General features: G+C 65.7%; 16 protein-coding genes, 1 tRNA gene and 1 pseudogene. 7 read left to right on the top strand and 11 right to left on the bottom strand.

What is annotated here, in order from left to right:
* Positions 1-32: 32 nt before the first annotated feature.
* The 6 genes from F8237_RS21460 to F8237_RS21430 all read right to left on the bottom strand — a co-directional run bounded on the left by F8237_RS21460 (position 33) and on the right by F8237_RS21430 (position 10,765).
* Positions 33-569 carry a hypothetical protein gene (locus F8237_RS21460; RefSeq protein ID WP_151647685.1) on the bottom strand — a complete coding sequence of 179 codons (537 nt, stop codon included), beginning with the start codon at positions 567-569 and terminating at the stop codon, positions 33-35.
* Entirely contained in the window at positions 551-1,420 is an 870-nt protein-coding gene (locus F8237_RS21455) for a hypothetical protein (RefSeq protein WP_151647683.1), read from the bottom strand. Before F8237_RS21455 ends, F8237_RS21460 begins: the two co-directional genes overlap by 19 nt.
* 85 nt (positions 1,421-1,505) lie before the next feature.
* Positions 1,506-6,752 carry a DEAD/DEAH box helicase gene (locus F8237_RS21450; RefSeq protein ID WP_151647681.1) on the bottom strand — a complete coding sequence of 1,749 codons (5,247 nt, stop codon included), beginning with the start codon at positions 6,750-6,752 and terminating at the stop codon, positions 1,506-1,508.
* Positions 6,753-7,116: 364 nt separating this feature from the next.
* On the bottom strand, positions 7,117-7,608 hold the full coding sequence (locus tag F8237_RS21440; protein WP_151647677.1) for a hypothetical protein: 492 nt from the start codon (positions 7,606-7,608) through the stop codon (positions 7,117-7,119).
* 263 nt (positions 7,609-7,871) lie between these two features.
* The gene (locus F8237_RS21435; RefSeq protein ID WP_151647675.1) at positions 7,872-10,130 is read right to left on the bottom strand and encodes a hypothetical protein; all 2,259 of its coding nucleotides are present in this window, start codon (positions 10,128-10,130) and stop codon (positions 7,872-7,874) included.
* 257 nt (positions 10,131-10,387) lie between these two features.
* On the bottom strand, positions 10,388-10,765 hold the full coding sequence (locus tag F8237_RS21430; RefSeq protein ID WP_151647673.1) for a hypothetical protein: 378 nt from the start codon (positions 10,763-10,765) through the stop codon (positions 10,388-10,390).
* A 197-nt stretch (positions 10,766-10,962) separates the two neighbouring features.
* On the opposite strand from F8237_RS21430, the gene F8237_RS21425 reads away from it, so the two are divergent.
* The 5 genes from F8237_RS21425 (at position 10,963) to F8237_RS21405 (ending at position 14,274) form a co-directional block, all read left to right on the top strand.
* The gene (locus F8237_RS21425) at positions 10,963-12,762 is read left to right on the top strand and encodes an AAA family ATPase (RefSeq protein ID WP_151647671.1); all 1,800 of its coding nucleotides are present in this window, start codon (positions 10,963-10,965) and stop codon (positions 12,760-12,762) included.
* Position 12,763: 1 nt separating this feature from the next.
* Positions 12,764-13,084: a DUF6634 family protein gene (locus F8237_RS21420; protein WP_151647669.1), complete on the top strand. Its 321-nt coding sequence runs from the start codon at positions 12,764-12,766 to the stop codon at positions 13,082-13,084.
* Between the two features lie 283 nt (positions 13,085-13,367).
* Positions 13,368-13,673 (top strand): hypothetical protein, encoded by a 306-nt coding sequence (locus F8237_RS21415; RefSeq protein ID WP_151647667.1) that lies wholly within the window; start codon positions 13,368-13,370, stop codon positions 13,671-13,673.
* Positions 13,670-14,023, top strand: a complete 354-nt coding sequence (locus F8237_RS21410) for a hypothetical protein (protein WP_151647665.1) — start codon at positions 13,670-13,672, stop codon at positions 14,021-14,023. The genes F8237_RS21415 and F8237_RS21410 overlap by 4 nt, the downstream gene beginning before the upstream one ends.
* Positions 14,020-14,274 carry a hypothetical protein gene (locus F8237_RS21405; RefSeq protein WP_151647663.1) on the top strand — a complete coding sequence of 85 codons (255 nt, stop codon included), beginning with the start codon at positions 14,020-14,022 and terminating at the stop codon, positions 14,272-14,274. The genes F8237_RS21410 and F8237_RS21405 overlap by 4 nt, the downstream gene beginning before the upstream one ends.
* Positions 14,275-14,512: 238 nt before the next feature.
* Here F8237_RS21405 and F8237_RS21400 read toward each other — a convergent pair whose 3' ends face one another.
* The 5 genes and pseudogenes from F8237_RS21400 to mnmA all read right to left on the bottom strand — a co-directional run bounded on the left by F8237_RS21400 (position 14,513) and on the right by mnmA (position 17,826).
* Complete coding sequence (locus F8237_RS21400) at positions 14,513-14,881, bottom strand: hypothetical protein (protein WP_151647661.1); 369 nt, start codon at positions 14,879-14,881, stop codon at positions 14,513-14,515.
* Positions 14,882-15,098: 217 nt separating this feature from the next.
* Positions 15,099-15,175 (bottom strand) — tRNA-Met (locus tag F8237_RS21395).
* 252 nt (positions 15,176-15,427) lie between these two features.
* Positions 15,428-15,786: pseudogene (locus F8237_RS36940) on the bottom strand (hypothetical protein).
* Positions 15,787-15,980: 194 nt separating this feature from the next.
* Positions 15,981-16,619, bottom strand: a complete 639-nt coding sequence (locus F8237_RS21380; RefSeq protein ID WP_151647658.1) for a class I SAM-dependent methyltransferase — start codon at positions 16,617-16,619, stop codon at positions 15,981-15,983.
* Between the two features lie 25 nt (positions 16,620-16,644).
* Positions 16,645-17,826 (bottom strand): tRNA 2-thiouridine(34) synthase MnmA, encoded by a 1,182-nt coding sequence (gene mnmA / locus F8237_RS21375; RefSeq protein ID WP_151647656.1) that lies wholly within the window; start codon positions 17,824-17,826, stop codon positions 16,645-16,647.
* A 344-nt stretch (positions 17,827-18,170) separates the two neighbouring features.
* Here mnmA and F8237_RS21370 point away from each other — a divergent pair, with 344 nt between their 5' ends.
* Positions 18,171-19,817, top strand: coding sequence for a flagellar hook-length control protein FliK (locus F8237_RS21370; RefSeq protein WP_151647654.1), 1,647 nt, complete (start codon positions 18,171-18,173; stop codon positions 19,815-19,817).
* A 13-nt stretch (positions 19,818-19,830) separates the two neighbouring features.
* On the top strand, positions 19,831-20,544 hold the full coding sequence (locus tag F8237_RS21365) for a flagellar hook assembly protein FlgD (RefSeq protein ID WP_151647652.1): 714 nt from the start codon (positions 19,831-19,833) through the stop codon (positions 20,542-20,544).
* The last annotated feature ends 116 nt before the right edge of the window (positions 20,545-20,660 follow it).

Raw genomic sequence — 20,660 nt, 5'->3', positions numbered from 1 at the left:
CGCCGATATCTGTCTAAAATGCGCGATCCGGCTCATCTCAAGTCCCAAAGGCGACCTTCAGCGTCGCCACGAGTCCTGCCACCACCAGCGCAAGGCAGCCCAGGCGCATCCCGATCAGCGCGGGAAGTTTGATCCGCGAGTGAACATAATCTTCGATCACGACCTGGAGCCCGAGCGCGGGCCTGCGGATCGTCCGCCCGCGTTTCGGTCTCGCCGATCTCGAGCAGGCGACGGCCCTCCTCCCAAAGCGAGTCCATCTCGTTGCCGACGGCGCCAAGCCGAAGCGCGCGCAATGCGATCGCCCGATTAACCGGAGAGTTCTCATCGTACAAGACCGGCAGCGGCAAACTGTCCATGATCGTGAACGTGAGATGCAGGGCTCCCTTTCGTCGGGCGAGATAGTCGGCGGCAAAGGAGTTCGCAACGCCCAGCCACAACGCCATCAACCGGACATCCACGGGATCAAAGGCGATCGTCGGAACGGAGTGGCCACAGATGACGTCGGGCGGAATGAACGACGCCATCAGGTAGCGCTGGTTGGTGACGCCGCCTACGTCACAGAAGCCCAATCGGAAACGTCTCCATTGGTCGCCGGTGCGAGATGGAATATCCTCTTCGTTGATGCGCCACTGCGGGGCAAGGCGCTTCTCCTCCGAACCGAAGACAAGTTCGCGCCAGACCGCGGAGCGGCGGCGTCCGGAGACGTATTCCTTCGCGCGATAGTCGAACGCCTCGACCATACGGGACCGTCCTTTTTCGCAAAGAATGCGGCGACGAACAGATCGCAAGCGACACTCAATCGCTGCCACAACGGCCCATCCTTGATGGCTTCGAGAGCCTGCTGTTTCGCTCGAACGTCTTCGACTGTGTTCTCGGGCATGCTGTCGAGGACCAGCACCGCGTCGGCCAATTCGGGCGGGGCGGCCGCGAACGAGAACTGGTTCTGTCGACCGGACTTCTTGGATCCTTCGCGTTGCGCCCTGTTGAGGGACCTGTAGAATTTGCAGGCGTCCTTGTCGTCGCCATCCAGAGCGGCGTATGCGTCGTCCGGAATGCCCTTGGACAACATCGAGAAGTCGGAAATCCCGACGAGGCTGTTGCCGTGGCGGATCTTGGCGTCGAGAAACGACAGCGGCATGCCCGGCTCGACCGCTTCGATCCAAAGCGCCACGCGGCAGAGCTCCACGGCCAATTCGTTCTGGTCCACGCCGTAGATGCAATGAGAAACGACCTCGCGGAGCGCGTGTCGGTATTCCGCGATCGACGCCGCTCCTGGATTTCTCAGGTCGGCAAGCCGCTGCGCGATGCGGCGCGCGGCGCCGAGGATGAAGTGTCCGGATCCGCACGCCGGGTCGATCGCCGTCAGCCGTAGGAGCGCGTCTGGATTGCCCGGGTTTTCCGCCACCGTCTTTTCGATCACGGGATCAAGAGCGGAATCGAGCAGGAATTCGACGAGGGAGTCCTTCGTGTAGTAGCTGCTGGTCGTCTTCCGCGAATGTCCGCTGTTAGTCGCCGTTTCGCTCTCGCGGGTGTCGCCGACGCCGTTGGCGAAGTAGAACTTGGTCGCGCGGTCGTCGATCTCCGGAGCAAGTTCGAGCAGGCTCCCTGCCCCTCGGCAAGGGCACCACGGCCAGAGACAGATCCTGCAAGGCGTCGGCAAGCGTCGGAAGCTCGTCGTCGTAGACCGCGACGACGCGTCCGGAGCGCCAGATGAAAGGCAGGGTCGCGCCGTCGACCGTCAACGGCTTGGCGTCGAACGGCTGGATCCCGTGCGCGACGATGGCCGCGTGAAACCGGTCCACGAACTCGGGCCTGGCCTCCGACGGCGCTGCCGGATCCTCGATCCTCATCCTGCAGCGTGCGAGCCTGGCCAGCGTTCTCTTGAACTCCGGATTTCGCCGGTCGATCGCTTCGTGATCGATCTGATTGTAGTAGGACAGGAGGCAGCGATAGCAGCCGGCGACGCAGGCGGCGCCCTCCACGTCGTGCAGGTCCTTTTCCGCCGGCGTGCAGGCGAAGCGCCGCTGATCGAAATGACAGATCCTGATAGCCTCCGCGATGACCTGAGCGAACGCGCGCGCGTCCTCCACGATGCGCCCGAGGACGCCGGCCCCTCCCTCGGCGGCTTCGTAGATGAGAATGGCGCGACGGTCCCCCCGCGAGGGAAGCGCCTCACCGAGCAGTTCGCCCTCCTCCAGTTGGAACGTCATCTCGAGCCCGCGGAGGATCGCGTACTGGAGGTCGGCCATCTCGGTCGCGTCGCGCGTCTCGCCGCCGAACCGCAGCAGGAGCGCGTTCTTGCGGTCCTCGACGTACGGGACGATCGGCTGCGGGACGACGCGGGTCGGATCCGCCGGAGCGTCCGCGTCGTCGTCGTCGGGGGCGCGCTCCCAGTAGCCGTTCCGCGGGTTGATGTTGAAGCCGAGGCCCGCCTGCGGATCGCGCCGGCGAAGTCCGACGTTGAAGCGCTTGATGGGTGTAGCCGGCGCGAAGGTGAGCGAGGCGATGACGCCCTCGTCGTCCTCGAGCACGGCGTTCTTGACGTCCAGCCTGCCGTTGTGCCGCTGCGGCCACTGGAATCCGGTCCGGATCTCGAATCCTTGCCGCTGGCGCTCCTCGTCGTTTGCAGTGACGCGGGCGGCCGGCGCGGTCTGGACGTTCTCGATCTTGTAGCAGTGGGGGATTTCCTCGCAGCCGGCCAGAGCCGCGTTGCAGACGTGGCAGAACTCGGGCTTGGGGGCCTGATGGGATGCTCCGCACGCGCCGCAGACGAAGAACCGCTGCGTGGTCAGGTCGCCGCTACCGGTGTTCATGCCGGCGTTGAGCAGCACGCGGACGACGCGGTGCGTGCGGCCCTCGTGGTAGACGAGACTTCTCGGGCCGAATTCGCTGATGGCGAGGAAGCGCGGTCTCTGGATCACCGACTGGTTTCGGCGGTTCGATCCGGAGGTGACGTAGGCCGTGAGAGGCAGCCGGGGGAAGTTGTAACCGGGCAGGAACCCTTCCGTCGCGAGGTATCGGTACGTGTAGTAGTCCGACTGATACGACTCCGAGCCGTCGCGCAGCAGCTTGATCTGCGCTCCGGCGAGGTCGCGCAGCCGCTCCGCCATCCGGTGCTCCTCGCGCGTGGCACCGTGCCGCGTGAACGTCTCGTTGGCTTCCCGGTACTGCTTCTCCGCGGATGCGAGCAGATTCCGCCAGCGGCCGAAGGCTTCGTCAAAGCGCCCGGGTGAGCGACCGACGATGCTCTGGGCGTAGGTCGGCAGATCGCCGAGCCAAGCGGGATTGCGCTTCGTGCCTTCGAAAAGGCCCTTCAGGATCCCTGTGATGCGGCCGAGTGCGCGTTCTCCGGCCTCCGCATCGCCGATCTTCGCGGCGATCTCGCCCGCGAGTTTCCTGTCCTCGGTCCCGAGGTCCACGACCTGCGCGATCTGCGCGTTCAGGATGGCCCGCGTTTCGGTCAGCCAGATCGCCTGCAGGTGGCTTTCGACCAGATCTTGGTTGGTGAGGTCGATCGTCGGCGGCCTGACGTGACCCTTCACCACGGCCGCCGGATCCCGGAAGAAATACTGGTCGTGGGGACTCTGGGCGGCGCAGTAGGTGACGATGAGCGCGGGTTGACCGCCGCGGCCGGCACGGCCGCTGCGCTGCGCGTAGTTCGCCGGGGTCGGCGGAACGTTGCGCAAGTAGACGGCGTCGAGATCGGCGATGTCGACGCCGAGCTCCATGGTCGGCGAACAGACGAGCACAGGGAGGAAGCTTTCGGTGTCGGCGACCTCTTGGAACTTCTCCTGGAATTCCGCTTCCTTCAGGCGCTTCTTGTCCGGGTCTCGCCATCGGAAGCGCGCCTCGCGGAGCTGGCGCGTCTTGTTGTCGACTTGCGCGGTGTGTTCGCGCGCCTCGAAGGAGAACACGGCGCGGTTTCTGCCGTCGATCATGGCAGCCAACGCCTGGTAGAACTCCAGAAAGAACGGGTTGGGCTCTCGCTCGTCCGGAGGAACGCCGTCGCCGAGCTTGAAGACCACCGCGTTGCCGTAGATGTCCCAATTGTCGATGCGCTCGCCCATGAACATCGGACGTTTGCGGACGATCTGGTTCTCGGCGGCGCGCAGCATGTCGAACACGACCGTCCTATAGTCGGCAGCGGTGAGGCGCGTGCCCCAGATCGCGAAGTCGGAGAGCAATCGTCCGAGCGCGCTGGTCGGTCCGCCGCGGACGCGCAGGATCTCCTCGTCCGCCGGGATCTGCGCACGTTGGGACCGCCCCAGCATCAAGGCCGCGCCGATCCGGGGCCGCTCGTCCGAAAGCGTCCAGGGCGCCTTCAGAAGTCCGGAGCGGCGCTGCAGGGCTTCGATGGAAGACTGATCGAGGCTGTCGGTCGCGACGGCGAGCGACTTCCGCATGTGATCGAGCAGCACCGTGAACGCGCGCCTGCGGCGGTCCGGCGTGGCGTTCCGCAGGATCGGGTGCGAATCCTTGAACTTCTCCTCGTTGCGGCAGAGCGCGTCGAGTCCCTTGTACTCGACGCGCATCAGGCCGAGCCGCTCGAGATTGGGGTTCGTGACGCGCCACGTCCTCGCCTGGTCGACCCAGATGCGGTGAGCCAGCACGTCGCGAACCGCGCGTTCGGCGTCGTTGAGCGTCGATCCCTCGCTGCTTGGATTGGCCAGCCACTCCGCGTAGGTGTCGGGATTGTTCTGGTCGAACCCGAGGGCGCGCTGCAGCGAACGCCCCATGAGGTCGTCTTCGAGGCCGTCGTCGCCGGCCTTGCGGAGCGCCGAGATCATGGCGGCGCGAAGCAGCGACACGAACACGAAGTCGTTGAAGTGGCCCGCCTGCAGCGCGCCATCCTGCCGGTTGTCGGTGAACCCGAGTATCTTGCGCTTCAGCTCGTCAATCGAGTTGTTCTGATCGTGCATCCACTTCAGGATCGAAGCGATGATGATCGTCGTCGCGGAGCTTCGGCCTTCCGCCGTCAGGCCGGCGAGGCGGTACGTGTCGGACCCCCGCCCGCCCGTCGTCTCGCCACAGGCCGCGCAGAAGCGGAAGCGCTCCGGCTGAAACCACCCCTGCACGCCGCTCGCGGTGCTTCCGTCCGGACGAACAGAGAGGCTTTCCAGTTGAAATGGGCGATATCGGGCAATGAGGCGTGGCGTGCCGTCCCTCGCCTGCTCCACCCAGTTGTCCGGATAATCGTCGGGGTCGCCCTTGAAATCGATGCCGGTCGGCGGAGTCGGCATGAAGAACCCGTAGACGCGTCCCTGCGCGTCGGTCCGGTTGCCGGCCGGGGGCCGGTCCTCGATGTCTCGCTGCTCCAGCGTCTTGGAATCGTTCTCGCTCTTGAGCCAGACCGGATGATGCTCCTGACCGCAGTTGTGACAGAAGTGGAGCGCGAACAGCGCCTTCTCGCCTGCGGAGCCCGGCAGGTACCGTTGTCCGTCGAACACCACCTTGCGCTGCCCCGGCGGCTCGACGGTCGCATAGGCGCGGCCGGCGCCCGAGATGAATTGATGAAGGCGGACGCCGAAGAACGGATCGTCCGATCCCCGGCCCGTGCGCGCCTTCTCGGACTTACTGGCGACGAGGAAAAGCTGCTCGAGCGCGCTGCGGCATGCCTGGGGCGAAGTGCCGGCGTCCTTCGACAGCTCGACCGCCGCATCGCTCAGAGAAAGGGGACGGGCCCGGACCCAGCGGCCGCCCGGAGTTTCCGGCACGATGCCGAGCCGGGTTTCGGCCCAGATCGAAAGCGGATGGGCCGCCAGAACCGCGTTCGAGGCGTTGCCTGGAACGCCGGCGTTGACGGCTTTCGCGAGGGCGGGCTTTACGGACTCCCAGGTCTCGTCGACCTTCGTGACCCTCTTGAGCGTCTCGTTGATCACGCAGTCCTTGGTGATCGGAGTCGCGAAGAGTTCGCTGGCCACTCTCGCGACGGTCTCGTTGCCCTGCTCGCCGGCGTCGCTCGTCATGGTCGCGGACGTGCCGATGCAGGTCAGCCTCTTGCCGCCGGCGAGGCGATCCTTGGCGCGTCGGACCAGCATCGCGACGTCGGCGCCCTGCCTGCCGCGATAGGTGTGGATCTCGTCGAGGACGAGATAGTCCAGCCCCTCGCAGTTGCCGACGACCTTCCGGTCCAGCTCGTCCTGCCGGGTGAGCAGGAGCTCCAGCATCATGAAGTTGGTAAGGATGATGTCCGGTGGATTGTCGGCCACCGCCTGGCGCTCGGCGTCGGTCTCCTGACCGGTATAGCGGGCATAGGTCACCCGATGATCGGCAGCGACATCCTTGAAATACTTGTCGAGTTCGCCCAGCTGGCTGTTGGCGAGCGCGTTCATCGGGTACACGACGATCGCCCGCGTGCGGGGGCGCTCGTCGGTCGCGCGGGCCTTGAGGGCGGCGTTGATGATCGGAATGAAGTAGCACAGGGACTTGCCGGAGCCGGTGCCCGTCGTGACGACGAAGCTCTTGCCGTCGTGATCCATCACGATGGATTCGGCCTGGTGCTTCCGCAACGCCCAATCCTTGAAGACGACATCGCAACCCGGATGCAGCAGTTTTTGCTCGACGAAGGCATGGATGCTGCCCTCGATCCGGAACTTCGGGTTGATCTGTACGATCGGCTCCGGCCAGAACTGACCGGAATCATATTGAGCGTCGAGCTGGCTCTTGATGTCCGCGGCTTTGATCTTGGTGAACGAACGTGAGAACCGCGCGTACTCCTCCACCAGATTGCGGCTGAGATCGAAGACGTTCATGCCTTCTTCCCGTCCTGGTGCCGGTCGAGCCACCCTCTGGAAATCTGTCCCGTGAGCAGTGAAGCGGTAATGTCACGCAGCGCGGCCGCGGACTTGATCCGGCGAACGACCTCCCGATTTATGCTCGTCAAAAACTGACGCCTCTCGCCCGCCGGAGGCTTTCTGCCCCTGGTGGCCGCTTTCCGATCCGCCATTACCCTGACTCTGACCCTGCCCGTGCGTTGTGCGACTGCCTGAATCGTCGCATTGGTTGCGAGCCGCGGCAAGCGCTCCAAAAGGCTGAGCGGCCAGTTTCCCCCCCAATTGTCGGCGGAACTTGGGCACCAACTCCAAGTGCCAACTCCCGTACGATCAGGGCCAGACCTCAGAAGATCGGCGCCGGCCCCCACGACTTCGGCCAGATCGGCGTGCCGGTGGATTCCGTCGCTTCGCCCTGACGGTCGGCCGGATCAACGTAGCGGTTGCGCAGCTTGCGCAGCATTGCCTTCGTTTCCGCGAGATCGAATCCACGCGCCTCGAGAGCGAGTAACGTGCGTTGCACGAGCATGAAGTCGGGATTTGCGCGGTCCAACATGGCTTCGAGGTCGGCGGTCACCAGTGACTCGACCAGGGCCAGGCCCACCTGCGTCGCCGTCGGCCGCTTGCGACGTTCACGCTCCATGCGCCAGCGCGCCGTCCGCAGCCTCGTTTGCGCGCGGACGACGGCGGGATGCACGCGGCCACGCTTCTTCGACAGGAATCCGCCTTTTGGGGTGCTGTCCGGATCCCGGCCAAAAAAGCTCCGCGTCACGGAGTCGATGTGATCGATTCGACTCTGCTCCTCCCGGGTCGGCGGTCTCGTCAGCTTGGTCGTCATCGTTGCCTCTCACGTCATCGCCGGGGTGACCGGCCATCTGACCTGGGATTCTACGGGCTGGGCCGGCAACTCCCAAGGAGAGCGATGCGGCCCGGCTCCCTGACGACGGCGCCACAGGCTGCGCGTCCGAGCCCACGATGCTTCGTGACCGATGACTGAGGGCCTGCGGCGGCGGTTGAGGACAGCGAAGAGAAGGATTCTGAGAGTGGCCGGCGGTTGCCGGCTTGTCGGCTTTCGCCCCGGGACGCGGTGGCCTGCGGCGATCAGGCCGCGCGCTTCGTAGGATAGACGGACCGAATGCCGGCAGCCCTGAACGCTGCGAAGGCGGCGCCGACAGGGACAGGCGAAGCGTTGGTCCGGATTTGCCGGCGACGAGCTCCGCGCAGCGAGTTCACCGATGCTGGGGCATGGATCCGGGCATGCTCGACCCGGCGAAGCGCATCGGCGATGAAGTCGTCTGGATCGTCGAGGTCGGCCGGATCCGTCCCGGTGTAGTCGACAGGTTCGAAGATGAGGGGGTTGGCCGGATTTGCCGGGTCGCCCGCCTCCGGCGGGTACGAATTCAGGGGCGAAGCCGACGAGGCGACGACGGCGGCGGCCGGGCCGGGGAAGGCCTTGAGGGCAGGAAGAGCAGGCCTACCCCAAAACAGACCCCTGAATGACATGGAGACCTGGATCTCCGGAATCCGAGACTTTGCAATGGCATAGGCGGAATCGAAGTGGCGCGCCACCGTGTTCAGGCAGCGGATGCCCTTGGCGGCGACGCTCGCGATGGTGGGCGACCTGCCGCAGAGCAGATCCAACCTGATCGCCTCGGCGAGTGCCTCGATGGACTTGTCCATGCGAACGGTCGTCGCGTAGCGGCCGCCGACCTGCTCCCGCTCCTCCTTTGTCATGCCTGGATGTATCAGATGGGCGGCTGCTCCCTTGTTGCGGCGCTTCTTGTCGAACTTCGCCGGGTCGAAGGTGCGGGCGACGTAGGCAGAGACGGATTCGATCATCTTCGCCAGCGTCGCGGCCTGCTTGCCTGCCGTCGGACGCAGCGCCTGCGTCAACGGACCGGAGATGGCCTTCTGGATCGCCTTGGCGAACCTGGTCACGTTCGAAATGTCGACCTTGCCCGACTTGTACATCTCACGGCCGTACTGGCCACCGACGGCCTGCGTGACCTTGAACCATCCAGTCGACTCCTCGCCGAGGCAGGACGCGCCGTCGAGAACGGTCTGGATGGTCAGCGCCAACGCCGGCGAGGAGTCCGGGACGAACTCGCAGTCGAGAGCCTCGAACCACTCGCCCAAAGTCGGCATGCGCTCTGGTTCGATGACGTGCGCTTCGCAGAGCGGCGACAGCGGGTTCTTGCCCATGTGCGGCAGCGTGCAGCCGCCCTTGTCGGCGCCGAAGGCCTTCGCCAGCGCTTCGATGACGGCCTTCAGCATGGCGTGCTGGCGCGGCGGCGAATTCGGCCATACCGCGCAGCCCTCCGGCAGCAGGAACCACAAGTGCGGATGGAGGATCATGCCGGGCCGGCGTTCGTCCGGGATCGCGCTGTAGAAGTGCGGCCGGCAAGGAAGGTCGTACTCCTCGACGATGTACTCGATCCAGGCGCAGAGGTGCTGGAATGATTCGAAGTCGCGGTCGATATCCAATCGCCACATGTCCTTGCAGACGACGCAGGTGTAGAGATAGAGGCGATCGAGAGCGTAAAGCTTCTTGACGTGCCGCCAGCAGCCGCCTTTGGAGTCGCCAGCGAGCAGGTTCTTCTTGTTCGGGCGGCCGGCGGAGGCGGCCACGCGCTCGAAATGCGGATGCTCGCTGCTCTTGAGTCCACGCTTCTCGAACGCGGCGCGCCAACAGCCGTCGACGACGATGCCGCCCGGCCAGCGGAACACGCTACCATCGTCACGAGTCGCCTCGTCGGCGCGCATCTTCGCGAAATGCTGCGCCCTCTCGACGTTCTCGCAGAGCTTGTGATCGTACTCCGACGCCTTCGGTCCACCTGCATACTCGATCTCGCAGGCGCGCTGCGCTCCGGCCAGCTCCTTCGCCCGCGCCTCGCGCAGCGTCATGCCGCAGGCCTGCGCCGCGGCCTCGAGTTCGAGCTCGTGTTCCGCCCGCCGGGCGGCGCGCCTGATCCTGTCGCAGCGGCGCGTCTCGGCCACCTGTCCGAATCCTTCGGAGAACTCGGACGTCGATCGCTTGAGCGACTTTGACCCGGGGCCGCGCAGGCCGGGCATCGGCGCCTTGTGCCTGGTCGGCAGTTTCGCCGGCTCTTCGCGGGACTCCGTATCCGCCTTCCGCGAGAGGATGCCATAGACCTTCCTCGGCTGCGCGTCCGGAACGTCGCACGCCGGCTGCTCAGAGCGCTCATGGAGCACCCAACCCGGGATCACGCGCATGAAGTCGATGCGCTCTGGGTCGGCGGAGCGGCTTAGGATGCCCGCAATTCCACCCAGACGCGCCAGCTCGCCGTCGCCGATGGGCGCGGACAAGGATTCGCGGGTGCTGGTGGTCTGGTGATGCATGCGGTCGACCCTGGGTGTAGGATAGACTGCACGTGTGCAACTGTAAATAACGATCGTCGAACGACTGTCGTCCTGGCTACGACGCCATCTGGTTCCAAGGACTGCTCTTCCCTGGGACCATCCTCGACTCGGATCCTCATGGTCCGAATTCCGGAACGTCAATGATGGCTGATATGGTGGCAATCAAATTGTGGCAGCCCAAAAATCGTCCTTGAAATCACTGACCTATTCAGGACCACGATCCTAGACCCGGATTGTCATTCGCTCTCGGTTTGCCAGTGTTCCTGCCATTCCTCCCGCCACTCACGGGGCACGTCGGTCCCGAACAGGGCGTTGAACGCGCGGTTGAATTGTACCCATCGGTCCGTGTAGCGCTGCGGATTCGCCCTCTGTAGCTCTGCCGGCGTAGGGGCGTCCGGGACGAGTTTTCCACGGTTGTCGATGCGCGGGTTCCTCGGATCGGCTTTCACCCAGGCGATCAGTAGGCTCTCGATGTAGGCGGAGCGGGTCTGGCCCTTCTCCTCGGCCCTCCGGTCGAGGATCTCGATCAGGTCCGCGTGCGCCCGCAGCGCGATTCTTTCCTCGCGGGCATTCGGACCCGTTTTCGCGGCCTTCTTTTTCGAATCCTTAACCATCGATCTGCTATCTCCTTGATTTTCGTCGAACAATTGGCGACGATACAGTCCAATGATGGCATCTTGGCACACGATGGCATACTCAGATCCCAAGGATTCGTCTACCCCGCCGGCCTCGGATGTGGCGGAGCTGGTCCGCTTGATCGACGAGGATCGCGCCGAGAGCGCCCCGTCCCAGCAACCAAAGGAGGACGCCGATGACCGCAGAAGCTGGCATCAAGCGCCGTCTCGGATGGCTCGCTAGAGTCGTCTGCTCGTCGACCTGGGCTGAGGCGGCCCGGTACATCATCGCGCGCACTCGGGCGACGCGCCCGGACCTCGAGCTCAACCTGCTTCGCGACGGTTCGCTGCGCGACGCCAGCTCCGAATTTCTGACGCGGATCGCGGACGCCCTCGAGTCCGACGCCGTGCTGGCCTGCGCGTGGAAGCTGCTGGCGCTGCAGCCGGCCACCAGCACGGTGAAGCGATGGGAGATCGTCGCCGGCGCCCAAGGACTCCTCAAGCACGCTGACGCCGACATGTCCGAGGCGATGACCCGGCTGGAGACTTGGAAGGCCGCGCAGTTCATCGAGGGCGGACTGACGGAGTTTTTCCGGATGGCTGATATCGAATGGGCCAAGGAAAAGGCACCCGCCGACGCGCCTGTCTGCGTGCAACTGCTCGAGCAGGACCGCTGGGACGAAGCATTCGACCACCTGTGCAAGACGACCGTGCGCATGGCCGGCTCGCTCGGCATCACACCGCCGGCCCGGGACCTCGACCGCAAGAAGCAGCGGGTCCGGATCGCGTGGCTCGTCGAAGAGCTGTTCGATCAGCGCATGGGCGAGTGCGGCGACCTGGCCATCGGGTGGCAGATGTTGATCTGCGATCCGGAGCGTCCGGAGTCGTTCAACGCTGTACTGCCGCAGCTCTCGTGGCTGCTGAACAGCCGCGCTGCCATCGATGCCAACCGTCTGCGGCTGCTGCGGGACCGCCTGCACGTCTGGTGGATGGCGGCGCGCGGCGAATGGACCGACTCAACGGCGCCGGTGTCGATTTTTCGGATCGCCGAAAGGGAGACGTCGAAGATCGCCTACCCCGAAGATTTTTCGTGCGAGGATTTCGACGGGCAGGATGAGCAGCCGACGACGCCCGTGCAGCCCACGGTCATCGTGATGCGCAAGGACCGCGCGGAGGAGAAGGGCCTGCCGCAGGCGTGGCGCGATCTGCGTGACGAGCCGCTGCCGCTCGTGGTGTGCCGAGACGCCGCCGAGGTGCGCGAGCGCCTGCAGGCCGAGTATCCGCATGCGTTCCGCGAGGTCGCGATGCTGACGCAGGACCTGCGAAGCGGGGAGCCGGCCCGGATGAAGCCGACCCTGTTGCTGAGCCAGCCCGGCACCGGCAAGTCGCGGATCGTCAGACGCTTAGCAGAGCTGATTTCGCCGCAGATGTTCATTTCGCGGTTCGATGCCGCGAGCTCATTCGACGGCATGTATTCTGGAACTCCGAAGGGTTGGTCGTCGGCGCAAGCGAGCGTGCCGGCGCGCGCGATCCTGATGTCGAAAACCGCCAACCCCATCTGCATGACGGACGAAATCGACAAGGCCGGCGAGTCCCACCACAACGGCAACCTATGGAGCGCGATTACGCCTCACCTTGAGGTTGAAACTTCACGTCAATATCCCGAGAGCGGGATCGATGCGGTACTAGACCTCAGCCACGTGTTGCACTGTGCAACCGCCAACTCCGTCGAGAAGTTGCCGTCGCAGCTGCGCGACCGGTTCAGGGTGATCAGGATCCCTGCTCCCACCCTGGCGCACTTGCCGAAGCTGGCGGCGCTGGTGATGCGCGACCTCGCCGCCGAGGACGAGGCCCGCGCCCACGACCATCCGCTCGCGCCAGACGAGCTGGAGATCATCGGCCGCGCCTGGGCCAGCGAGAGGTTTTCGATGCGCAAGCTGCAGCGTCTCGTTTCGGCGACGCTGGAAGCACGCGACAACTGCGCACGGAGGCACTGATATGTCACTGGAAGAGAAGGCGCTGCAGAACGACATGGCGGCCTACATGCGCGGCGAGCAGCCGCCGGCGGAGCAGCTGACGGCCGCGCCGCGGCTCTCTGGATGGGTGGCGACCATCACGCGCGGCCCGAGCGGCGAATATGAGATGACGCTGATCGGACGTGCGACCGGTCACCCGTACCTGTTGGACGGCAAGGACGCGACCACGTCGCCGATCCTGTGGCTCGACCGCAAAGGACGGTGGGCCCGATCGCAGAACAGGCTCTGGAAGCTCGGCGAGCCCGCCGGCGAGGAGGTCCCGATCGACGGAGTGGACGCATGATGAGCGAGCACAGAGTCGAGCTGGTCCTGCGCGTGGACGGCGATGACGTCGAGACGATGTCACTCGAAGGCCGGATGGCGCTGCTCGACGTCGAGCGTCGTGACGACGGCATCGTCGTGGGCGCTATTCCATCACGACTACGACGGATGGCCACCGCCCTCGCTGCTGCTGGGCACGGGATACCCGGGCGCGCATATGCTGGTCTGGCGCATGGTCCAGGTCGGCGAAGATCGGGTCTGGCGCCTAGTTAAGGCCGTCGGATGGCGAAAGGAGGACTGACGACATGGCAATGAGCCCGCGAAATCCAGACGAGTCCGACGATGAGTACGTCGCGCGCTTGGCCGCTGAGCTGCCTCCGAAGCCCGGCATCGAGATCATCGTCGCATTCGATCCGGGACCTGACGACCTGATCCTCGCGAACATCCGGCTGGCGCCGGACGGCACCGTCCGCGCCTGGCAGGTCGTCGGCGAAGGCGGCGAGATCGAATTCAAGGCGAACCCAGTCCCGGACTGGGAGAAGCTCGGCCTGTTCGCCACGGTCGAGCTTCTCGCCAAGATGTGCGGCGCCGTCCAGGAGAGTGACCGATGAGCGACGACTATCTGGCCCTGAAATGGGGCACGATCAAAGAGGTCCACTATCCGAGCGAGCCGGTGCGGCTGGCGCTGGAACGCTACCACGCGGCCGGCCCCCGCTCGATGAGCGCGGCGCTGCAGGACGACAGCCCAGCGCAGAAGGAGGCGCTGTGCGATCTCATCGCCGCAGTTGCGGAGGTCGGAGGCACGATCAAGGACGAGTGGACGGGCAAGCTGATGACGGCCGACGAGGCCGAGCGGTACGTGCTCGGTGACGATGCGCGCGCGCAATCGCTCGCGGGGAAGGTGATCGTTCGGAACGTGATGAGGTCGCTGCTGGAGAAAGGCTCCGAGGAGGACGAATGACGCCTGAGATGGAGCGCCTGCTGGAGCGCATGCAGACGGGATGGCGCCCGCGCCGAGACGAGATCGATATGCGGATAAGACAGCGGACGCTGTTCGACTGGTCCTTCGCGCCGTCTTTCTCGCGGCCGGATGCCGTGCTGATCGGACGCCCCGAGAGTCGGTACGGCGTGATCCGGACGGATGTCGTCCTCTGGATCGACGAGCACCTGGAATGGGCGCTGTGCGTGGACAACTTCTGGTGGCTCTCGTAGGCGAACGGGAAGCTAACGCAACTTGGGTATCCAAAAGGCGCGGCTTCAGTCGGCGCCATCAGTTATACCATTTTCGCGAAAATAGTATAACGCGAGCATCACCCGATCAGCGCCCTGGGATCCGGCGCGCTCAGGTGTAGAAATCCGTATCGAGGTGTAGAAATCCGTATTTCAGAGGGCATCAGGCGTAAAATCGCTCACCCCCTCGACTGCGCGACGGCACGTACGGACGCGCGGGCTACGGATCGTCCGGGAAAAGGCGCCTGACGTGCGCGACGCGGGCGCGATAATCGTCGTCGCTCTCGCCCGGCTCGCGATCGGCAACAAAGCCGCCCTCGTCCGCGTCGGTGGGCTGCTCGGCTCGCGTCGCCTCGTCGGGTCCGAGCATGTCGTCGATCTCGTCGTGTGACAGGCCAGCCGAGTTTGCGGCCGCGCGTGCAGCGGCGTCGAAGACCGGGCAAGGCGGCATCGCCAGCGCCTCGATATCGAGAAGGCAAGCCGACAGACCGCCGCCGATTTCGACCGGGATCTCCGGATTGGCGTCGGCGATCTGGCGCAGCCGCGCGGTCACCGCGTCGTCCACCTTCTCGTTGTCTTTGGCTCTCATACTCATAACGTGAGCGATCGCGCGTCAGGAAGCAACGACTCGGCGATGTTCTCTATCAGGTACATCTGCCGACGAATGTGCCTGATAAGGATCGCCTACCAAGGACTCTCGGGCCTGAAATCGCGCCCAGGTTTGTACGGAATTTGTACGGGCGGCGTGGAGCCAGCAAAGACTTCGCTGACGAAACGGGCAAGACATTGATTATACGATGGAATCTTGGTAGCGGGGGAGGGACTCGAACCCCCGACCCCAGGATTATGATTCCCGTGCTCTAACCAGCTGAGCTACCCCGCCACAGGGTCGCGAACGGCTGTTACGGCCGATCTCGCGAACGCGCGGCATATAAGGAAGGGGGCGGCGGGCTGTCAAGCAAGGTAGGGGCGATTGGCGGTGGGATTTCGATGCCGGAATCGCGCCGTTTAGCTCCCTGAACTCGTGTCTCTTTCAGCACCAGACTCGCGGAGAGTCCCCCTCACCCGAAATCCGCGCTTTGGCGCGTATTTCGGCCTCTCCCCGCAGGCGGGTAGAGGCGAAGGAAGGACCGGCTTATTTCGGGCGGATGGTGGGGTCGCCGCCGGGGCTGCCGGGGGCGGGATCACTGGGGTGGTGGCGCCGGTCGAGGGGGCCGGGGCGTGCATGTCGGGGTCGACGCCGCTGGGCGGGCAGAGCACGCCGTCGGTCTTGGCGAGCTTGTCGCCGAGCGGTTCCCGGGACTGGCCCGTGGTGGCGGTGCCGTCGGGGGCGGTGGTCATGCGGTCCGAGGGCGCGCAGCCGGCCGCGCGCTGCGGGGATGGCGGCGCGGTCTGTTGCGGCGGCGTCGCAGGAGCCGGCGGGGCCTGCGCGATCGCGGCGCCCGAGGCGGCGATCAGCAGGCTGGCCAGGATGATGTTTGATGGGGTGCGCATGGGAGGGGAACGCGCGGGGCGGCGGCGATGTTCCCAGGGAAACGCGATGTGATCGGGGGGATTGATCCCCGGTGTTCCCTCGTCATTGCGAGCGCAGCGAAGCAATCCAGAGTCTTTCCGCGGTGGGATTCTGGATTGCTTCGCTCCGCTCGCAATGACGGAGTCACTCGCGAGATATCGCGGGCGGTGCTCTATCACGCCTTGTGGTAGCGGATCAGCGAGAAATGGCCCATCGGCGGCATGGGCCTCCGCTCGGTCAGCGTGACGCCGCCGTGCTTTGCGGCCCAATCGACCAGGCGCTGCCACGGGAATTCCGGGCGCCAGCCGAGGCGGCGGGCGATAGGGGCGAAGGCGAGCTCGAACAGCTTTCGGGGGCCGCTCTCGGCGCCGATGTGGTTGACGAGGATCAGTTCGCCGCCGGGCTTGAGCACGCGCACGAACTCGTCGAGCGTGCCTTCGGGATCGGGCACGGCGGTGATGACGTATTGCGCCACCACCGCGTCGAAGACGTTTTCCGGGAAGGCGAGGTTCTTGGCGTCCATCACCGAGAGCACTTCGACATTGCTCAGCCGCATCGCGCGCACGCGCGCCTGCGCCTTGCGCAGCATGGGCTCGGAAATGTCGACGCCGCAGATCTTGGTGGTGCGCGAATAATCGGACAGCGAAAGCCCGGTGCCGACGCCGACGTCGAGAATGCGGCCGCCGATGCGGTCGGCCTCGGCGATGGTCGACTGCCGGCCGGCATCGAACACCTTGCCGAACACGAGATCGTACACCGGCGCCCAGCGGCCATAGGCCTTCTCGACCCCGACCCGCGAGATGTCTGCTGCCATGCCCCCTGCCCTGCTCTGATTTTTTTTAGCCGCGCACGGCTTCGGCGAGCGGCCGCGCTGGGTTGCTCGCGATCTTCGCCGCGGCGCTCTGGATGAAGCCGCCGCCGAGCACGCGGGCCTGGCCGCTGGGCGCGTCGTAGAACACGCAGGCCTGGCCGGGCGAGACGCCCTCCTCACCGGCGACGAGCTCGACCTCGTAATGGCCATTGCCGCCGCGCAGCCACGCCGGCTGCGGCGCGCGGGTCGAGCGCACGCGCACGAACATTTCGAGGCCATCGCCGATGGCGCGGTCGATGTCGCCGCCACCGATCCAGTTGACGTCGCGCAGGCTGATGCGGTGCATCCTCAGCGCATCGCGCGGGCCGACGACGACGCGGCGGTTGGCGGCATCCAGCCGCACCACGAACAGCGGCGCATGGGCGGCGATGCCGAGGCCGCGGCGCTGGCCGATGGTGAAATTGGCGATGCCGTTGTGGCGGCCGAGCACGCGGCCGTCGAGATCGACGATATCGCCGGGGTCCATCGCGTTCGGACGCAGGCGGGTGATGATGTCGGTATAGCGCCCGGTCGGCACGAAGCAGATGTCCTGGCTGTCGTGCTTGTCGGCAACGCTGAGCCCGAAGCGGCGCGCCAGCTCGCGCGTCTCGGGCTTGGTCATGTCGCCGAGCGGGAAGCGCAGGAAGTCGAGCTGTGACTGCGTGGTCGCGAACAGGAAATAGCTCTGGTCGCGGTCGCTGTCGGCGGCGCAGACCAGCGCGCGCGAACCGTCGCCCTGGCGGCGCGAGGCGACGTAATGGCCGGTGGCGAGCGCCTGCGCGCCGAGCTCGCGCGCGGTCTTCAGGAGGTCGCGGAACTTGACGCTGCGGTTGCACTCGATGCACGGCACCGGCGTCTCGCCGAGCGCGTAGCTGTCGGCGAAGTTGTCGATGACGGACTCGCGAAAGCGATCCTCGTAGTCGAGCACGTAATGGGGAATGCCGAGCTTGGCGGCGACGTCGCGGGCGTCGTGGATGTCCTGGCCAGCGCAGCAGGCGCCCTTGCGATGCGTCGCCGCGCCATGGTCGTAGAGCTGCAGCGTGATGCCGACGACGTCATAGCCTTGCGCCTTCAGCAGCGCAGCCGTGGTCGAGGAATCGACGCCGCCCGACATGGCAACGACGACCCTGGTATCCTCAGGACGGCCTTCGAGATCCAGACTATTGAGCATGGCTTTTAAGGTGTGACGGCGGCGTTCGGCGATCCGCGATGTGCTTCTGGCCCGGACATCGGCAATCCCAAGGGAACTCAAGTTCCCGAAAGGCACGGTCTGCCCGGTCGAAAGCGGCTGAGAGCGCCTCTTTAATATAGGCGGCATTCCGGTGAAGCAATCACGCGTGCGGCCAGCTTAGGGCAATTCTTGCCGGGGCGGCAGAAATGCCGGGGTTCGCGAGGGTGTCGCGGCGGCGCGCTCGATTTATCAAGGCATTGATTTTACATGATAAATCGCCTCATCGCGGGGCTGGCCCACTCCTTGCTACCCCTTATGGCGAAGATGTTTTCAAGGGGTCGCCTGTGGTCGGTCGGACGTCAGATGTAGCTGCCAGCGTGCCAGTTCCCAGCGCGCAGCCAAAGACTGCCCGGTCGCAGAGCACGAAGGACAGCAACAGCTCCTTCGGCTCGCTGGTCGACAGCAACACCCAGGCGGTCAACAACAACGCGGCCGCCACCGCGCAGGACAGCGCGCCGCGCCGGACTGATTCCTCCTCCTCCTCGTCGTCCGCGTCCGAGCGGAATTCGCGCGACAGCTCCGCGAGCGACCCGTCCTCGCAGAGCAAAGCGAGCGACGCTCAAGACAATTCGCCCCCCGCCAGGAACGACACGGCGGCGGGTCCGGCCAAAGATTCTGCCAAGGATGCGGGCAAGTCCGCCAAGAAGGACAAGTCCGGGTCCTCCGACGCCAAATCGGCGGACAAGTCGGGCGACGGCAAGGGTGACAAGACCAGCACCACCGACGGGTTGACTGCGGCCGATGCCGCAGCCGCTGCGCAAGTCGATACGACGCAGGTCGCGGTCACAGATCCGAACGCAATCGTGGTGGCCGTGCCCGTGGTGCCGGTCGATCCGAACGCGGCCGCGGCCGCGGCAAGCCAGGCCAGCGATGCCGCCGCCTCGCCGCTGACGATCGCGGCCGCCGGCATCGCCGCCAGCGCCTCCACCACGGCGCAGATCGCCGGCAAGACCGACACTGCGACGGCAAGCGACAAGAGCGCCAAGACCGCCGGCGCCAAGGTCGATGCCAACACCACGGCGCCGCTCGGGGATACCGCCACCGCCATCACCGACGGCGCCGCGACCGATGCCAAGACCAATGGCGGCCTGATCGCCGCAGTCGACCAGGGCACGCCGAAGACCTCGTTCAAGGCCGTCGCCACCGCGCAAGGACAGGCCGACGCTTCCAATATCGGCCAGGGCGCGGGCAACGCGAACGCCGCGCAAGCGCCGGCCAATGCGACGGCCGCCACCGCCGCGCAGGCGCAAACCGCAAAACCGCAGGCCGAGGCCGGCCCGACCGACGCCAAGGCTGATACGAAGGCCGATGCCAAGGCCGGCACCACCGATGCGACCAGTGCGACCAACGGCACGCATGCGCATGCGGCCGCGCAGGCCAATGTCGCCGCGACCGACACCAGCGCGCAGGCCGCCTCCGCCATCCAGGCGCCGGTGACCAACACGACATCGGCCGCGACCGCATCGACCGCGACGCTGACCGCGACCGCGGCCAACGCGACGGCCGTGCCGATCAGCGGCGTGCCGATCGAGATCGCGGCCGCCGCACGCGCCGGCAAGACGCGCTTCGACATCAGCCTCGATCCGATCGACCTCGGCCGCATCGACGTGCGCATCAATGTCGACCGCAACGGCCAGGTCACCTCGCATCTCACGGTCGAGAAGCCGGAGACGCTGCAGATGCTGCGGCAGGACGCGCCGCAATTGCAGCGCGCGCTCGACGACGCCGGCTTCAAGACCGGCAGCAACGGGCTGTCCTTTAGCCTGCGCGACCAGAATTCGTCGGGCCAGAATTCCGGGCAGAACAACGACAATGGCGGCAATTCCCGCCGACTGATCATCAGCGAGGACGACAATGTTGCCGCTGCGCCCGTCGGGCGCGGCTACGGCCGCATGCTCGGATCGAGCAGCGGCGTCGACATCAGAGTGTGAGGAGTAAGCGACCATGACCACCACGAATGCCGCCACTGCGCCGACACCCGTCTCCGGGACGACCCCGACGTCATCGTCGTCGTCCTCGTCGAGCTCGCTGGGCTCGTCCACCGGCGCAACGCTCGCGGGCAATTTCCAGACCTTCCTGACGCTGCTGACGACGCAGCTGCAGAACCAGAACCCGCTCTCCCCGCTCGACACCAACCAGTTCACCCAGCAGCTGGTGCAATTCGCGGGCGTCGAGCAGCAGCTCAAGACCAACGATGCGCTGACCCAGCTCGTCACCCTGCAGAAGACCACGCAGGCGACGCAGGCGCTGGACTTCGTCGGCAAGACCGCGCTGGTCGACGGCTCGACCGCGACCATGACGAAGTCGTCGGCGACCTGGCATCTCAACGTGCCGAGCGATGCGACCGTTGACATCACCGTGGCCAATGCCAGCGGCCAGACCGTGTTTACCGGCAAATATACCGCCGGCGCCGGCCCCGACATTCCCTTCACCTGGAACGGCCAGGGCAATGACGGCTCGCAATGGCCGGATGGCAAGTACACGATCTCGGCGACCGGCAAGGACGCTTCGGGCAATGCGGTCGGCGTCGCGGCGCAGGTGCAGGGCACGGTGTCGTCGGTCGACCTGACCCAGTCGCCGCCGCTGCTCACGATCGACGGCAACAGCTACACGCTGAACCAGGTGAAGAGCATCATCGCCACCAGCACCGGCAATTGAGGCTCGCGCAGCGCCGCATATGAAGTGTCATCCCCGCGAACGCGGGGATCCATAACCACAGGAAGACATTTGGCGAAAATTCGTGGTTAGGAACTCATTCCCGGTACTGCTGCCTG

The organism is Bradyrhizobium betae (assembly GCF_008932115.1).
Taxonomy (GTDB): Bacteria; Pseudomonadota; Alphaproteobacteria; order Rhizobiales; family Xanthobacteraceae; genus Bradyrhizobium; species Bradyrhizobium betae.
This window is presented reverse-complemented; position numbering and strand designations above follow the sequence as displayed.

Bases quoted from the DNA above. Each gene is read 5' to 3' on its own strand.
- F8237_RS21450 (WP_151647681.1), bottom strand. From the start codon at position 6,752: ATGAACGTCTTCGATCTCAGCCGCAATCTGGTGGAGGAGTACGCGCGG.
- F8237_RS21440 (WP_151647677.1), bottom strand. From the start codon at position 7,608: ATGACGACCAAGCTGACGAGACCGCCGACCCGGGAGGAGCAGAGTCGA.
- F8237_RS21420 (WP_151647669.1), top strand. From the start codon at position 12,764: ATGTCACTGGAAGAGAAGGCGCTGCAGAACGACATGGCGGCCTACATG.
- F8237_RS21365 (WP_151647652.1), top strand. From the start codon at position 19,831: ATGACCACCACGAATGCCGCCACTGCGCCGACACCCGTCTCCGGGACG.
- F8237_RS21410 (WP_151647665.1), top strand. From the start codon at position 13,670: ATGAGCGACGACTATCTGGCCCTGAAATGGGGCACGATCAAAGAGGTC.
- F8237_RS21430 (WP_151647673.1), bottom strand. From the start codon at position 10,765: ATGGTTAAGGATTCGAAAAAGAAGGCCGCGAAAACGGGTCCGAATGCC.
- F8237_RS21405 (WP_151647663.1), top strand. From the start codon at position 14,020: ATGACGCCTGAGATGGAGCGCCTGCTGGAGCGCATGCAGACGGGATGG.
- F8237_RS21435 (WP_151647675.1), bottom strand. From the start codon at position 10,130: ATGCATCACCAGACCACCAGCACCCGCGAATCCTTGTCCGCGCCCATC.
- F8237_RS21415 (WP_151647667.1), top strand. From the start codon at position 13,368: ATGGCAATGAGCCCGCGAAATCCAGACGAGTCCGACGATGAGTACGTC.
- mnmA (WP_151647656.1), bottom strand. From the start codon at position 17,826: ATGCTCAATAGTCTGGATCTCGAAGGCCGTCCTGAGGATACCAGGGTC.
- F8237_RS21425 (WP_151647671.1), top strand. From the start codon at position 10,963: ATGACCGCAGAAGCTGGCATCAAGCGCCGTCTCGGATGGCTCGCTAGA.
- F8237_RS21380 (WP_151647658.1), bottom strand. From the start codon at position 16,619: ATGGCAGCAGACATCTCGCGGGTCGGGGTCGAGAAGGCCTATGGCCGC.
- F8237_RS21400 (WP_151647661.1), bottom strand. From the start codon at position 14,881: ATGAGAGCCAAAGACAACGAGAAGGTGGACGACGCGGTGACCGCGCGG.